The sequence below is a fragment of the Psychroserpens jangbogonensis genome (genome assembly GCF_000797465.1).
Taxonomy (GTDB): Bacteria; Bacteroidota; Bacteroidia; order Flavobacteriales; family Flavobacteriaceae; genus Psychroserpens; species Psychroserpens jangbogonensis.
Genome location: NZ_JSWG01000001.1, coordinates 16,248 through 30,392, shown reverse-complemented (window position 1 = coordinate 30,392; position 14,145 = coordinate 16,248). Strand labels below are relative to the sequence as shown.

General features: G+C 32.2%; 14 protein-coding genes and 2 tRNA genes. 7 read left to right on the top strand and 9 right to left on the bottom strand.

Annotated features, from left to right (window positions below):
• The 4 genes from RH81_RS00155 to RH81_RS00140 form a co-directional block, all read right to left on the bottom strand.
• The gene (locus RH81_RS00155; RefSeq protein ID WP_033955934.1) at nucleotides 1-1,464 is read right to left on the bottom strand and encodes a phytoene desaturase family protein; all 1,464 of its coding nucleotides are present in this window, start codon (nucleotides 1,462-1,464) and stop codon (nucleotides 1-3) included.
• Between the two features lie 53 nt (nucleotides 1,465-1,517).
• Entirely contained in the window at nucleotides 1,518-2,417 is a 900-nt protein-coding gene (locus tag RH81_RS00150; RefSeq protein WP_033955932.1) for a MerR family transcriptional regulator, read from the bottom strand.
• A 111-nt stretch (nucleotides 2,418-2,528) separates the two neighbouring features.
• Nucleotides 2,529-2,612 (bottom strand) — tRNA-Leu (locus RH81_RS00145).
• Between the two features lie 55 nt (nucleotides 2,613-2,667).
• A tRNA-Lys gene (locus RH81_RS00140) sits at nucleotides 2,668-2,740 on the bottom strand.
• 129 nt (nucleotides 2,741-2,869) lie between these two features.
• Between RH81_RS00140 and RH81_RS00135 the strand changes: the two genes are divergently transcribed.
• The gene (locus tag RH81_RS00135; RefSeq protein WP_033955930.1) at nucleotides 2,870-3,388 is read left to right on the top strand and encodes a shikimate kinase; all 519 of its coding nucleotides are present in this window, start codon (nucleotides 2,870-2,872) and stop codon (nucleotides 3,386-3,388) included.
• Here the strand turns inward: RH81_RS00135 and RH81_RS00130 are convergent.
• Both RH81_RS00130 and RH81_RS00125 read right to left on the bottom strand, forming a co-directional pair.
• Nucleotides 3,380-3,883, bottom strand: a complete 504-nt coding sequence (locus tag RH81_RS00130) for a phosphoribosyltransferase family protein (RefSeq protein ID WP_033955927.1) — start codon at nucleotides 3,881-3,883, stop codon at nucleotides 3,380-3,382. The two genes, RH81_RS00135 and RH81_RS00130, sit on opposite strands and share 9 nt — an antisense overlap.
• Nucleotides 3,884-3,939: 56 nt before the next feature.
• Nucleotides 3,940-4,320, bottom strand: a complete 381-nt coding sequence (locus tag RH81_RS00125) for an RNA-binding S4 domain-containing protein (protein ID WP_033955926.1) — start codon at nucleotides 4,318-4,320, stop codon at nucleotides 3,940-3,942.
• A gap of 140 nt (nucleotides 4,321-4,460) precedes the next feature.
• Here RH81_RS00125 and RH81_RS00120 point away from each other — a divergent pair, with 140 nt between their 5' ends.
• The gene (locus RH81_RS00120; RefSeq protein ID WP_033955925.1) at nucleotides 4,461-5,402 is read left to right on the top strand and encodes an FKBP-type peptidyl-prolyl cis-trans isomerase; all 942 of its coding nucleotides are present in this window, start codon (nucleotides 4,461-4,463) and stop codon (nucleotides 5,400-5,402) included.
• Nucleotides 5,403-5,453: 51 nt separating this feature from the next.
• On the opposite strand, the gene RH81_RS00115 is transcribed toward RH81_RS00120, so the two are convergent.
• The 3 genes from RH81_RS00115 to RH81_RS00105 form a co-directional block, all read right to left on the bottom strand.
• On the bottom strand, nucleotides 5,454-6,044 hold the full coding sequence (locus RH81_RS00115; protein ID WP_033955924.1) for an outer membrane beta-barrel protein: 591 nt from the start codon (nucleotides 6,042-6,044) through the stop codon (nucleotides 5,454-5,456).
• A 127-nt stretch (nucleotides 6,045-6,171) separates the two neighbouring features.
• On the bottom strand, nucleotides 6,172-7,128 hold the full coding sequence (locus RH81_RS00110) for a transketolase family protein (protein ID WP_033955923.1): 957 nt from the start codon (nucleotides 7,126-7,128) through the stop codon (nucleotides 6,172-6,174).
• A 19-nt stretch (nucleotides 7,129-7,147) separates the two neighbouring features.
• Nucleotides 7,148-7,993, bottom strand: a complete 846-nt coding sequence (locus tag RH81_RS00105) for a transketolase (RefSeq protein ID WP_033955922.1) — start codon at nucleotides 7,991-7,993, stop codon at nucleotides 7,148-7,150.
• 223 nt (nucleotides 7,994-8,216) lie between these two features.
• Here RH81_RS00105 and tgt point away from each other — a divergent pair, with 223 nt between their 5' ends.
• From tgt to dnaB, 5 genes are all read left to right on the top strand, one after another.
• Entirely contained in the window at nucleotides 8,217-9,347 is a 1,131-nt protein-coding gene (gene tgt / locus RH81_RS00100) for a tRNA guanosine(34) transglycosylase Tgt (protein WP_033955921.1), read from the top strand.
• A complete protein-coding gene (locus RH81_RS00095; protein WP_081988148.1) occupies nucleotides 9,347-10,420 on the top strand; it encodes an LptF/LptG family permease in 1,074 nt (357 codons plus the stop codon). The genes tgt and RH81_RS00095 overlap by 1 nt, the downstream gene beginning before the upstream one ends.
• Nucleotides 10,407-11,321, top strand: coding sequence for a DMT family transporter (locus tag RH81_RS00090; RefSeq protein ID WP_033955916.1), 915 nt, complete (start codon nucleotides 10,407-10,409; stop codon nucleotides 11,319-11,321). Before RH81_RS00095 ends, RH81_RS00090 begins: the two co-directional genes overlap by 14 nt.
• Nucleotides 11,322-11,447: 126 nt before the next feature.
• Nucleotides 11,448-12,401, top strand: a complete 954-nt coding sequence (locus RH81_RS00085; protein ID WP_033955914.1) for an acetyl-CoA carboxylase carboxyltransferase subunit alpha — start codon at nucleotides 11,448-11,450, stop codon at nucleotides 12,399-12,401.
• 166 nt (nucleotides 12,402-12,567) lie between these two features.
• Nucleotides 12,568-14,106 carry a replicative DNA helicase gene (gene dnaB, locus RH81_RS00080; RefSeq protein ID WP_033955913.1) on the top strand — a complete coding sequence of 513 codons (1,539 nt, stop codon included), beginning with the start codon at nucleotides 12,568-12,570 and terminating at the stop codon, nucleotides 14,104-14,106.
• The last annotated feature ends 39 nt before the right edge of the window (nucleotides 14,107-14,145 follow it).

Sequence of the window (14,145 nt, the reverse complement as noted above, 5' to 3'; positions counted from 1 at the left end):
TTAATTTTTATGGTGTTTAATAATGAGTTCTGCCACTAATTTCCCTGAAATTAGTGAAGGAGGAACTCCTGGTCCTGGAACCGTTAATTGTCCTGTGAAATAAAGATTATTTACCTTTTTACTTTTTAATTTGGGTCTTAGAAATGCAGTTTGAGAAAGTGTATTTGCCATTCCATATGCATTACCTTTATAAGAATTATATTCTTTAATGAAATCTTTAACACAGAAGGACTCTTTAAATATAATATTATTTTTAATTTTCTGATTTGTCAGTTTTTCAAAACGAGACATGATGATATCAAAATATTGAGCTCTTAATTCATCTGTATCTTCAATTCCTGGAGCAATCGGAATTAAGAAAAAACCAGTCTCATTGTTTTCTGGTGCCATTGAGTCATCAGTTACAGATGGGAAATTAGCATAAAACAGAGGGTCTTTTGGCCATTGCGGATTATCATAAATTTCTTCTGCATGCGCTTCAAAATTTGTATCAAAAAACAAGTTATGATGCTCTACATTTTTAAGTTTTTTATCAAAACCAACATAAAATAGGAGAGAAGAAGGTGCAAATGTTTTTTTACTCCAATAAGCTTCAGAATATTGCCTGTATTTTTGATCTAATAAGGTTTCAGAATGATGATAATCTGCTCCGCTTAATACAATATCGAAATTCTTAGTTTCTCCATTAATTATTATAGATGTAGTTGATTTGTTTTCTACATTAATCTTGTCAACGGGACTATTTGTATGAATGATTACGCCTAAGCTTTCAGCTAAAGATGTCATCGCTTTTATAACTTCGTACATACCTCCTTTAGGATGCCAAGTACCTAAGCCAAAATCAGCATAGTTCATGAAACTATAAAAGGAAGGTGTTTTATTAGGTTTAGCACCTAAAAACAATACTGGAAACTCAAGTGTAGAAATAAGTTTAGGATTTTTAAAACTCTTTCTTACGTCACCACTTATAGTTTTAAAAAATTGATCTACACGCAGTGCTGTTTCTGGAGTTACTAATTCAAATGGAGAGATCCCAGGTTTAAGGACGACTTTGTTTATTGCGATTTCATAATTAGATGCTGCTTTTTTAATAAACTTTCTTAGAGCTTTTGAACTTCCTGGTTCAATACGCTCAAATTCGTCACATATTTTATCTAGAGTATCTCCTATAGTAATGACCTCGTCTTTAAAGAATATTTTGTAAGCAGGACTCAACTTATCCAATTCATAAAAATCTGAAGTAGATTTGCCGAAGTCTCCAAAGAATTTTTCAAAAACATCTGGCATCCAGTACCAACTCGGACCAATGTCAAATGTAAATCCTTCTTTTTTTATTTGTCTGCAACGACCACCAACTGTAGCGTTTTTTTCAAAAACAGAAACATCGTATCCATTTTGAGCTAAATAGCACGAAGCCGATAAAGCTGAAAATCCGGAACCTATTATGGCAATACATTTATTCATTGTTTAACAAATTTACATAAAAGTTAAACAATTCTAGCTTTAATAGTAAAATTTTAGAGTTTTTTAACTAAATCATCAATTGTTTTGAATGGAACAATTTGTTTTGGTAGTGAAGTTAAATTAATTTCATCTAACATTCTTCCTAATATCCATAATTTAATTGAGTCTTTAACTAGTAATTGTTTCGAAAAGTCTTTAATGTAATCAACAATAGCGTCTTTCTCAGGTTTTACAGTAAAGTAAGAAACAAAGGTGATATCATCATAATAATTAAGAAGATCTTTTAGACCACCAATTGGGACACTTTGACCCAAAAATATAGCTTGATGTCCTCTAGAAATTATTTCATAATTAATAATCATTAATCCTAATTCATGAACCTCATTATCAGGAAGATATAATACGAATGTTTTGTCGCTATTTACTTGATTTTTAGATTGAATTAGCTCGGTGTTTACTAAAATTTTCTGTCTTATAAGAGAGGTTAGAAAGTGCTCATGTGCAGGTGTAATTGTATCTGTTTGCCAAAGCATTCCTATTTCAGAAAGTAGTGGAATTAAGTCTTGATAAAAAATCTCACTAAATGATTTTTCTTTAATTAAGTTTTCATAAGTATCGTAAAATAACTTTTGATCAAAATTAAGCATAGACAATTTAAAAGTGTCAATAGCATGATTATTAGTAGTATCACTTTGCGCAACTTCTTTTACAAGCTGAGGAATAGCATCACTTTCTAGTGAAGCTATTTTTGATATTTTATAACCGTTATTATTTAAATAACTTATGTTAAGTAATTTTTGAAGATTACTTAAGCTGTAATATCTAATATTGGTATCAGTTCTCTCTGGTTGAAGTAGATTGTATCTTTTTTCCCATATTCTGATGGTATGGGCTTTAATGCCAGTTAGATTTTCGAGGTCTTTAATACTAAACGTACTTTTAATATTGTTCATTTTTCAATTAAAAAGATTAAACAAAAATAAGCTTTTTTTTAAATGAGCCTCGATAATTATATTTATTTTATGATTTGGTACCTAATTATAAAGAATGGAAAGATGTAAATGTGCGCACGAGAAGACTCGAACTTCCACGGACTAATGTCCACCAACCCCTCAAGCTGGCGCGTCTACCAATTCCGCCACGTGCGCATTATTTCAATAAAGATAAAAAAAAAGTTAAGCGAATGCTTAACTTTTTTTGTTGTGACCAGTCTGGGGCTCGAACCCAGGACCCTCTCCTTAAAAGGGAGATGCTCTGCCAACTGAGCTAACTGGTCAATAAGTTTCTCTAACGAGGGTGCAAATATAAAACGTTTAATTAATAATCCAAACCTATTATTGGATATTTTTTTGTTTTTTTGTGATCACTATACTTATGTTTTTAATAATCAATTTATAACAACAAAATGACACTAATTTTAGTTGGATATATGGGCTCAGGAAAGTCTTCTGTTGGTAAGAAATTATCAAAGGTTGTAAATTATAATTTTATTGATTTCGATACTTACATTGAAGAAAAAGTAGGAATGAAGGTTAGTGATATTTTTAAAACTAAAGGAGAGATTTTTTTTAGGAAGCAAGAACACCTTTATTTAAAGGAAGTTATAACTAAAAGAAAGGCTATTGTTGCTTTAGGTGGTGGAACGCCTTGTTATGGAAATAATTTGAATATTATTAAAGAAGCAGAACATTCTAAAATGATTTACCTTAAATCATCTATTTCAAATCTTACAGAGCGTTTATTTGAAGAAAAATCTAGTAGACCTCTAATTTCTCATATTGATACAAAAGAAAATCTATTAGAATTTATAGGAAAACATGTATTTGAAAGAGCTCCTATCTATGAACAAGCAGATATTATTATAAAAACAGATGCATTGTCATTAGACAAAGTTGTCGAATCTGTTTTACTTGAATTATTTTAAGTATGCTTCAAATTGTTTGCCAGATAAGATTACTTCTACATGTTCATGCAAAGATGTCGATAGAGAAATACCTTTAAAATCAGCCTTAACGGGATACTTTTTATGATTTCTATTTACGAGTACTGCCGTTTTAAATTGCTTTAGAGGTACATCTAAAAAGTGCTTTACACCATAGATAAGTGTACTGCCAGAATTTAGAACGTCATCAATTAAAACCAAAGATTTATTTGTGTAGTCATCTTTCCCAAGAGATGTTGTGATTTCAGCAAGTGGATTTTTTTTATCAATAATGACTTTACAAAGAATAGGCTTTATCTCAGAGATTTTTTCTAAATTTTGTTTAAGTTTCTTTGCTAACAAAAAGCCATTTTCTTGAACTCCAGCAAGAATAATTTCTTCTTCATAAACGTTGCTCTCATAAATTTGGTAAGCAATACGTCTTATTTTATGCTGAATTTCCTGATGATTGAGTATTATATTTTTTGTAATGCTCATGCTAGTTTTGATTTTTTCAAAGATAAAAAAGAGTTTTCTTAATGTAGGTTTTAATTTTAGATATCTTCTTCAGGAGTTTCATAAAAGCCATCTATATCTCTTCTGTCTTTTTTTGTTGGTCTTCCAACTCCTTTTTTTCTGTAATAATCTTTTGAGTACTTTAATAGATCTTTTGCTTCAAAAGCTTCTTTAGGCGTAATATCTGTTCTGTAAATATCTACTAATTTTGCACCAACTCTGCTTTCCGGTAAATCATTAACTACAATAACATAATTGATTTGATCTTTACGCAATTCAATTTTATCAGTAGGGTATACATCTCTACTTGCTTTGGCTACTTGTTCATTAACCTTTACATGACCTTTTTTGCAAGCATTTGTTGCTATGCTTCTGGTCTTAAAATATCTAATACTCCAAAGGTATTTGTCTACTCGCATATTAAAGTTGTAAAAATGGCGTTAATTGTTTGATGCAAAAATATATATTATTGTATCTTGCACCTTAAAAATAAGCAATATTGTATCATTTAAAATAGTTCTTATATTTTGAATGATTGTTAAAGAAAATATACCTAGTTATGACATTTAGAAATACCATTGCAGTTATTCTGCTTTTAGTCTTATGTTTCGTCTCATGTAAGAATGATGATGACGGTTTTACACAAGTGCCAGCAAGAGATAGAACTGTTCAACAAGAAGCCGATAAAGATTCTTTATTGAAGTATATGAGTACGCATTATTATAATTCTTCCTTGTTTGAGACTCCTGGAAATTATACTTATGATGATATTGTAATTCTGGAGCTTCCGGATGAGAATGAGGACGGTATTTATGAAGATTTACCAGATCCAGCTAATAATACGTTATTGATTGATGATATTGAAACATTTACTACAGAATATAGAGACGTAGAATATGAATATTACACACTCAAATTAAGTCAAGGAGGAGGAGATAATCCTAATTCATCAGATACTGTAAACATTAATTATTTTGGAAACTTATTTGATGGTGAAGATTTTGATAGTACAGTGAATGCAACAAGTTTAGATCTTATAACTCTTATAGAAGCTTGGAGAGTAGTATTGCCAGATTTTGGTACTGCTACAACTATTATTGACAATGGAGACGGAACATTTTCATACGACAATTACGGTTTAGGTGTAATGTTTGTCCCTTCTGGGTTGGCTTATTTTAGTGCACCTCCTTTTGGTATTCCACAATACGCAAACCTTATTTTTAAGTTTGAATTATATACTTCCGAGTTTAACGACCATGATGCAGATTTAGTAATGTCATTTTTAGAAGATATAAACCAAGATGGTAATGTTTTTGACGATGATACAGACAATGATGATATTCCTGATTTTTTCGATGTAGACGATGATGGTGATGGTGTATTAACACGTTATGAAGATATTGATAATAATGGAGATCCAACTAATGACGATACTGATAATGATGGAATACCCAATTATTTAGATTCCAGTACAGCACTTTCAAATCAAGATGATAATTAAATAAAAAAAAGCCGCATTTAGCGGCTTTTTTTATATCAAATATTCTCGTTCTTAAAGAGCGAGAGATAAACTTAGTATTAATTGATCAGGTCTTGTGTCAACTCTACTCACAACACTATTACCTAGATTGTTATCAATAAAAATAGCTTCGTTATCACTAAAGCCTCTTTCGTATCTCAAATCAATTCCAACCTTATTGATATTTAAACCGATACCAAAGTTTAATCCAATAGAGAAGTCGTTTTCAACATCGTTAATGTCAATTCCGTCAAATTCTGTATCTAATATATATTGTAGTGAAGGGCCTGCAAAAACACTAACAGGTCCAAGAACTTTTGCGCCAATTAATAAAGGAGCATCAATTTTCTTCATAGAGAAGTCATCACTATCATAACTACTTTTGGTAGCAGTATAAACTAATTCAGGTCTGAAGAAAAGCCGATTTCCGATTTTCCCAAAAACTCCTACATGATAGCCAATATTGCGATCAGGGTTTTGAGCATTATCACCAATAGATTCAAAATAATCACCATTGGCATTATAATTTAAACCCGCTTTGATACCAAATGAGGTTCCGTCTTGTGCATTAACATTAAAACATAATAACGCTAATACAAATGTGCTAATAACTAATTTTTGCATAATATTCGTTTTTTGTGATTTTGATGTATAATATCAAAAACGTTGCCAAATGAATATTATTTCTTTCCAATCATTCTAATTTCATTAAGACAAGAAGGAAAAACAGTTTAAAACGGTTTTCCTTTTTCTAGTTTTTTCGTTTAAGAACTTTTTCTGAAGCTTTTAATATTGCATCCATATTAAGACCATACTTATCCATTAATTGAGCAGGTGTGCCAGATTCTCCGAATGTATCATTAGTTGCAACAAACTCTTGAGGTGTTGGATGATGTTGAGCTAATACTCTAGCCACGCTTTCACCTAAACCTCCTAAATGATTATGTTCTTCAGCAGTGACGATACAACCTGTTTTAGAAACAGAATCTAAGATTGCCTTGTCATCTAAAGGTTTAATAGTGTGAATATTGATGACTTCAGCCGAAATTCCTTTTTCGTTAAGTTCTTTTGCAGCTTCAAGAGCTTCCCAAACGAGATGACCAGTAGCAACAATTGTGATATCATTACCTTCAGTTAAACGCACAGCTTTACCGATTTCAAAAGTCTGATTTTCTGGAGTAAAATTAGCCACTTTTGGTCTCCCAAAACGCAAATATACTGGTCCTTGATGTGCAGCTATAGCAATAGTTGCAGCTTTGGTTTGATTGTAATCACATGTGTTAATTACAGTCATTCCAGGTAACATTTTCATTAAACCAATATCTTCAAGAATTTGGTGTGTTGCTCCATCTTCACCTAAAGTTAAACCTGCATGAGATGCACAGATTTTTACATTCTTATCAGAATAAGCAACACTTTGTCTAATTTGGTCATAAACACGACCAGTAGAGAAGTTAGCAAAAGTTCCAGTAAAGGGAATTTTTCCGCCAATAGTCATTCCAGCAGCTAAACCAATCATATTGGCTTCAGCAATTCCCACTTGAAAAAAGCGTTCTGGATGGTTGGCTTTAAAATCATCCATTTTTAATGAACCAATTAAATCGGCACAAAGTGCAACAACATTTTCATTGGTTTGTCCTAATTCTGTTAATCCAGCTCCAAAACCAGAGCGTGTATCTTTATTTCCTGTATTTGTATAAGTTTTCATTGTTTTTCTTGATTGATGATTAATAGTCTCCTAAAGTTTCAGCATTTTGTGCTAATCCAATTTCTAATTGCTCATCATTTGGAGCTTTACCATGCCATGCGTGTGTGTGCATCATAAAGTCAACACCATTACCCATTACTGTTTTTAGTAAGACACAAACTGGTTTCCCGTTTCCTGTTAAGGATTTAGCTTCAGCCATTCCTTTTAAGATAGCATCTATGTCATTTCCGTTTTCAATATCAACAACAGTCCAGCCAAAAGCTTCAAATTTAGCTCTTACACTTCCCATTGGTAATACATCATCAGTAGAACCATCAATTTGTTGTCCGTTTAAATCAATAGTAGAAATGATATTATCAATATTGTTTGCTGCTGCATACATAATACCTTCCCAGTTTTGTCCTTCTTGTAATTCGCCATCACCATGTAAACTGTATACAAGATGCTTGTCATTATTTAGCTTTTTAGTTTCAGCAGCGCCTAAAGCAACACTAAATCCTTGTCCGAGTGATCCCGAAGCCACGCGAATTCCTGGTAAACCTTCATGAGTTGTTGGGTGACCTTGTAATCTAGTATTAATGAGTCTGAATGTATTTAATTCATCTACAGGGAAATATCCTGATCTCGCAAGCACACTATAGAAAACTGGAGAGATATGACCATTTGAAAGAAAGAAAAGGTCTTCACCAATTCCGTCCATATCAAACGTCTCTTTCCTATCCATAATATCTTGATAAAGTGAAACGAAGAATTCAGTACATCCTAAAGATCCTCCTGGATGACCAGAGTTTACCTTGTGTACCATTCGTAAAATGTCTCTACGAACTTGAGTTGTTAAATCTTGTAATTGTTGTGTGTTTGGCATATAATTAGAGTGAGTAATTTCAAGTCCAAAAATAAAGTTTTCATTAGCCTAATCAAAAATAGAAACAGTTCACTTATTAACGATTTGAGTCAGTTGCTAACAATTTAAAAGAGATTTAAAATAATGAATCTAAGTTTTAAGTTTTTAGTAGTATAATTTTATTAAATGTTTAAGACCATAATACGTCTAGATAATTATCTTTGCTCACTGATGAATATGTTTTATGAATTTTGAATTAAAAGCTAGTGATCCTCAAAGTAAAGCCAGAGCTGGAGTAATAACTACAGATCATGGTAAAATTGAGACACCTATATTTATGCCTGTTGGAACCGTTGCTTCTGTTAAAGGAGTACACCAACGCGAACTTAAAAATGATATCAATCCTGATGTTATATTAGGGAATACTTATCATTTGTTCTTAAGGCCACAAACACCGATTTTAGAAAAAGCAGGTGGCTTGCACAAGTTTATGAATTGGGATAGAAATATTTTAACCGATTCTGGTGGTTATCAGGTATACTCATTATCGGCAAATAGAAAAATTAAAGAAGAAGGTGTAAAATTTAAATCACATATCGACGGAAGTTATCATGTGTTTACACCAGAGAAGGTAATGGAAATTCAACGTAGTATTGGTGCTGATATCATTATGGCATTTGATGAATGTACGCCTTACCCTTGTGATTATAATTACGCCAAACGATCGATGCATATGACACATCGTTGGTTAGAGCGTTGTTTGACACATTTAGACAAAACGCCTTTCATGTATGATTATGAGCAAACGTTTTTTCCAATTGTTCAAGGAAGTACTTATAAAGATTTGAGACAACAGTCTGCAGAATATATTGCAAACGCAGGAGCTCAAGGAAATGCTATTGGTGGTTTGTCTGTAGGTGAGCCAGCTGATGAAATGTATGCCATGACAGATGTGGTTTGTGAAATATTACCTTGGGATAAACCTCGATACTTAATGGGAGTAGGAACTCCAATAAATATTTTGGAAAATATAGCTTTAGGTGTTGATATGTTTGATTGTGTGATGCCAACGCGTAATGCTAGAAATGGAATGTTATTTACAGCTCATGGTTCAATCAATATTAAAAACCTAAAATGGGCAGATGATTTTTCTCCTATAGATGAAATGGCAATTACTTTTGTAGATACAGAATATAGTAAAGCTTACCTTAGACATTTGTTTACAGTAAATGAATTATTAGGAAAGCAAATTGCTACCATTCATAACCTCGGATTTTATTTATGGTTAACAAGAGAGGCTAGAAAACATATCTTAGCTGGAGATTTTAGAGATTGGAAAGACAAAATGGTAAAACAAATGGATAAGCGCCTGTAATGCTAAAAATACTCGATTGGTACATATTAAAACGCTACTTGTTCACATTTTTGATGATGTTGCTTCTGTTTATTCCTATTGGAATTACAGTTAATCTTGCAGAAAAAATTGGAAAAATTTTGGAACGTGAAGTTCCGTTTCATGCAGTAGCCCAGTATTATTTAGATTTTACAATCTATTTCGCCAATTTACTGTTTCCTATATTTTTATTTTTATCTGTAATTTGGTTCACTTCTAAGTTAGCAAACAATACAGAAATAGTTGCATTTTTAAGTTCTGGAGTGTCTTTTACAAGGTTTTTACGACCGTATTTAATTGGAGCTACAATTGTTGCTGCTTTTGCTTTAGTACTTGGATTATACTTAGCGCCAAAAGCGAGCAAAGGGTTTAATACGTTTAAGTATAAATACTTAAAAAGTAGTAAGAATGTTGTTCAAACTCAGAATATTTACAGACAAATAAATGATAATGACTTTATTTTTGTAAGTAGTTTTGATCCCAATTCAAAGCGTGGAAATAATTTTACACTTGAGCATTTTGAAGGGAATAAATTGATGTATAAAATTTCAGCAAATTCAATTACATATATCGATTCTACCTATAAGCTTACTAACTATACAAAAAGGACTGTTGGAGCTCATGGTGATATCATTGAAACCACGAGACGAAAGGATACCTTATTTTCTTTTGATGTAGATGATTTAACACCTGTTGAATACATTGCTGAAACACTTCAATATGGAGAGCTTAATAGGTTTATTGAAAAGGAAAAGCAAAGAGGATCTTCCAATATTGGACGCTACGAAGTGGTAAAGTATAAGAAATGGAGTTTACCAGTTTCAGTATTTATATTAACCATTATTGCGGTGGCAGTTTCTTCAGTGAAGAGAAGAGGAGGAATGGGAGTTAATCTTGCCTTCGGTATTACTATAGCTATGGTCTACGTATTTTTCGATAAAGTGTTTGGAGTGATGGCCGAACAATCTGATTTCTCACCTATCATTGCTGTATGGTTTCCTAATTTGGTTTTTGGTATCTTAGCTGCATATCTTTTATATAATGCCAAACGCTAAAACCAAGAATTATCTTCACCTTCATTTTTTAGTATTTATTGCTGGTTTTACAGCTATTTTAGGAGAATTGATTTCTATCGGTTCTACAGCATTAGTTTGGTATCGTATGCTAATCGCTGGCGTTTTAATGTATGGATATATTAGATTTATAAAATTAAAAATTAGAGTTGATACTAAAACCAAACTCAAATTTTTTGGCGCTGGTATTATCATTGCTTTACATTGGATAACATTTTTTGAAGCCATTAATCAATCTAATGTATCGATCACCTTAGCTATGTTTTCAACAGGAGCTTTTTTTGCATCATTTATAGAACCATTAATTTATAAACGAAGAATAATTTGGTATGAAATTATTTTCGGAATCATTGTCGTTATTGGTGTGTTTCTCATTACACAAAGTGAAATTAAATACATAAACGGAATTCTTTTAGGCATATCTTCAGCGTTATTTTCAACGTTATTCGCAGTAATTAATGGTCGATTTATTGAAGTTCATCAAGCGACTGTGATTTCATTTTATGAATTTATTAGTGGAGTCGTATTCTTGACTCTTTTTATTATCATATTCCAAGACGGATTCAGTTTTGAGTTTTTCGAGCTTAAGACCTTAGATTGGATTTACATTTTTATATTAGCCTCAGTATGTACTGCCTATGCGTTTATTGGGTCTGTTGATGTAATGCGATTAATTAGTCCTTACACAGTAATTTTAACCTATAACTTAGAACCAATTTATGGCATTGCTTTAGCTTTACTATTGTTTCCTGAAACAGAAATTATGAGTACTCAATTTTATTATGGTGCCATTTTAATACTGATAACGGTACTTATGGATGCACTAATGAAGAATTATAAACGAAAAAAGAAGACGTCTTCTATAGGTGATAAAAGTATCTAAAGTTGGTCTCGGTATCATGATATTCATTATTTTTGTTAAACCTCTAAATCGAACTTACCTTTCACGTGCCTACAATCGAAAAAATATGTAGTTTTGTACGCTAACTAAAACTAAACAATTGTTTAAATGGAATACTTAGAATTTGAACTTCCTATAAAAGAATTGCAGGATCAACTAGAAAAATGTCAAATCATTGGTAAAGAAAGTGATGTTGATGTAACTGAAACATGCAAGAAGATTGAAAAAAAATTAGTTGAAACTAAAAGGGATATTTACAAAAACCTTACTGCATGGCAACGTGTACAAATGTCTCGTCATCCTAATAGACCATATACATTAGATCATATTAATGCACTTTGTGGCGATTCATTTTTAGAACTTCATGGTGATAGAAATGTTAAAGACGACAAAGCAATGATTGGTGGCTTAGGTAAAATTGGAGACCAGAGCTTTATGTTCATAGGTCAACAAAAAGGCTATAATACCAAAACTAGACAGTTTAGAAATTTTGGGATGTCTAATCCTGAAGGTTATCGTAAAGCTTTACGTTTAATGAAGTCTGCTGAAAAATTTGGAATTCCAGTTGTAACTTTAATAGATACTCCTGGTGCTTATCCTGGTTTTGAGGCTGAAGAGCGTGGACAAGGTGAAGCTATTGCTAGAAATATTTTAGAGATGACACGTCTTAAAGTGCCTATCATTACTGTTATTATTGGTGAAGGTGCTTCTGGAGGAGCTCTAGGAATTGGTGTTGGAGATAAGGTAATGATGTTAGAGAATACGTGGTATTCTGTAATTTCTCCAGAATCTTGTTCTTCAATTTTATGGCGCAGTTGGGAATATAAAGAACAAGCAGCAGAAGCTTTAAAACTTACTGCTCCTGATATGAAAAAATTGAAACTCGTTGACGAGATTATAAAAGAACCATTAGGAGGTGCACATACAAATCGTGAAAAGACATTTTTATCAGTTAGAGATGCAATCGTTAAAACGTATGACGATCTTAAAAACTTATCACCAAAAGAATTGGTGAAACAGCGTATGGAAAAATATGCTGAAATGGGAGTTTTTAAAGGTTAAACCTTATAAAATAAAGGATTGAAAAAACTGAAACTTTAGGTTTCGGTTTTTTTTATCGCTATTAACAATAAAATCAAGTTATTAACAGTTGAATTGTTGATGACCTGTTAAGATTGAAAAATTCGTATCTTAAGTTTTAGGTCACAATTGTTTTACATTCGCATTTATGAAACAACCCAATCAAATACAAGGCTATAAGGTCGACAGAAGCACAATTATTAGCTTAGAGAAAGGAAAAATACCTCCTCAAGCTATTGATTTAGAGGAAGTTGTACTTGGAGCAATGATGATTGATAAAAAAGGTGTTGATGAGGTCATCGATATCTTAAGTGCTGATGCTTTTTACAAAGAAGCTCATAAACAGATCTTTGAGGCAATTTTCAAATTATTTGAAAACAGTGAGCCTATTGACTTATTAACTGTTTCTAGTCAGTTAAAAAAAGACGCAAAATTAGATTTGGTTGGAGGTGATTTTTACCTTATTTCATTAACGCAACGAGTATCATCTTCAGCGCATATAGAATTTCATGCTCGTATCATTCTTCAAAAATTTATTCAACGTAGTTTGATTAAAATTTCAAACGAAATTATAGAAGAAGCTTACGACGAAACCAAAGATGTTTTCGATTTATTAGACCATGCCGAAGCAAAACTTTACGAAGTCACGCAAGGAAACGTCAAGAAATCTACTGAAACAGCTCAAAGTTTAGTTATTCAAGCAAAAAAGAAAATTGAAGAAATTTCTAATAAAGAGGGAATGAGTGGTATTCCTACGGGATTTACCAAATTAGATCGACTTACCTCTGGATGGCAGCCTAGTGATTTAATTATTATTGCAGCTCGTCCTGGTATGGGTAAAACGGCATTAACATTAACAATGGCTAGAAATATTGCAGTTGATAGTAATATTCCAGTAGCTTTTTTCTCTTTAGAGATGTCTTCTGTACAATTAATAACACGTTTGATTTCTTCGGAAACCAATCTGTCTTCAGAAAAATTAAGAACAGGAAAACTAGAAAAACACGAATGGGAACAATTAAATGTTAAAGTAAAGACTTTAGAAAAAGCTCCTTTGTTTATTGATGATACTCCGTCGTTGTCTATTTTCGATTTACGTGCAAAAGCTCGTAGATTAGCGTCTCAATATGGTATCAAGATGATTATGATTGATTACTTGCAGTTAATGACAGCAGGTGGAAGTCAAAAGGGAGGAAACCGTGAACAAGAAATATCAACGATTTCTCGAAACCTTAAAGCATTAGCAAAAGAATTGGCAATTCCAGTAATTGCTTTATCTCAATTATCTCGTGCTGTCGAAACTCGTGGAGGAAGTAAAAGACCTTTATTATCAGATTTACGTGAATCTGGAGCTATTGAGCAAGATGCCGATATCGTAAGTTTCATTTATAGACCAGAATATTACAAAATTGATGAATGGGATGATGATGACCGTTCTCCTACAGAAGGTCAAGGTGAATTTATTGTAGCAAAACATAGAAATGGTGGTTTAGAAAATATCAGACTGAAATTTATTGGTCACTTAGGTAAGTTTGATAACCTTGACGATTTCGATACGCCTTTTGGTGAATTCCATTCTAAAATGAATGCGGCAGCAAATGATGATACATTTAAGCCTGACAATTTCCCGTCGGCTTCGGATGCTTTTGGTGCTCCTGGAGAAGATGATAATGATGTCCCTTTTTAATTTTATTTAGGAGAGAATAATCAACATAATAACTTAAAT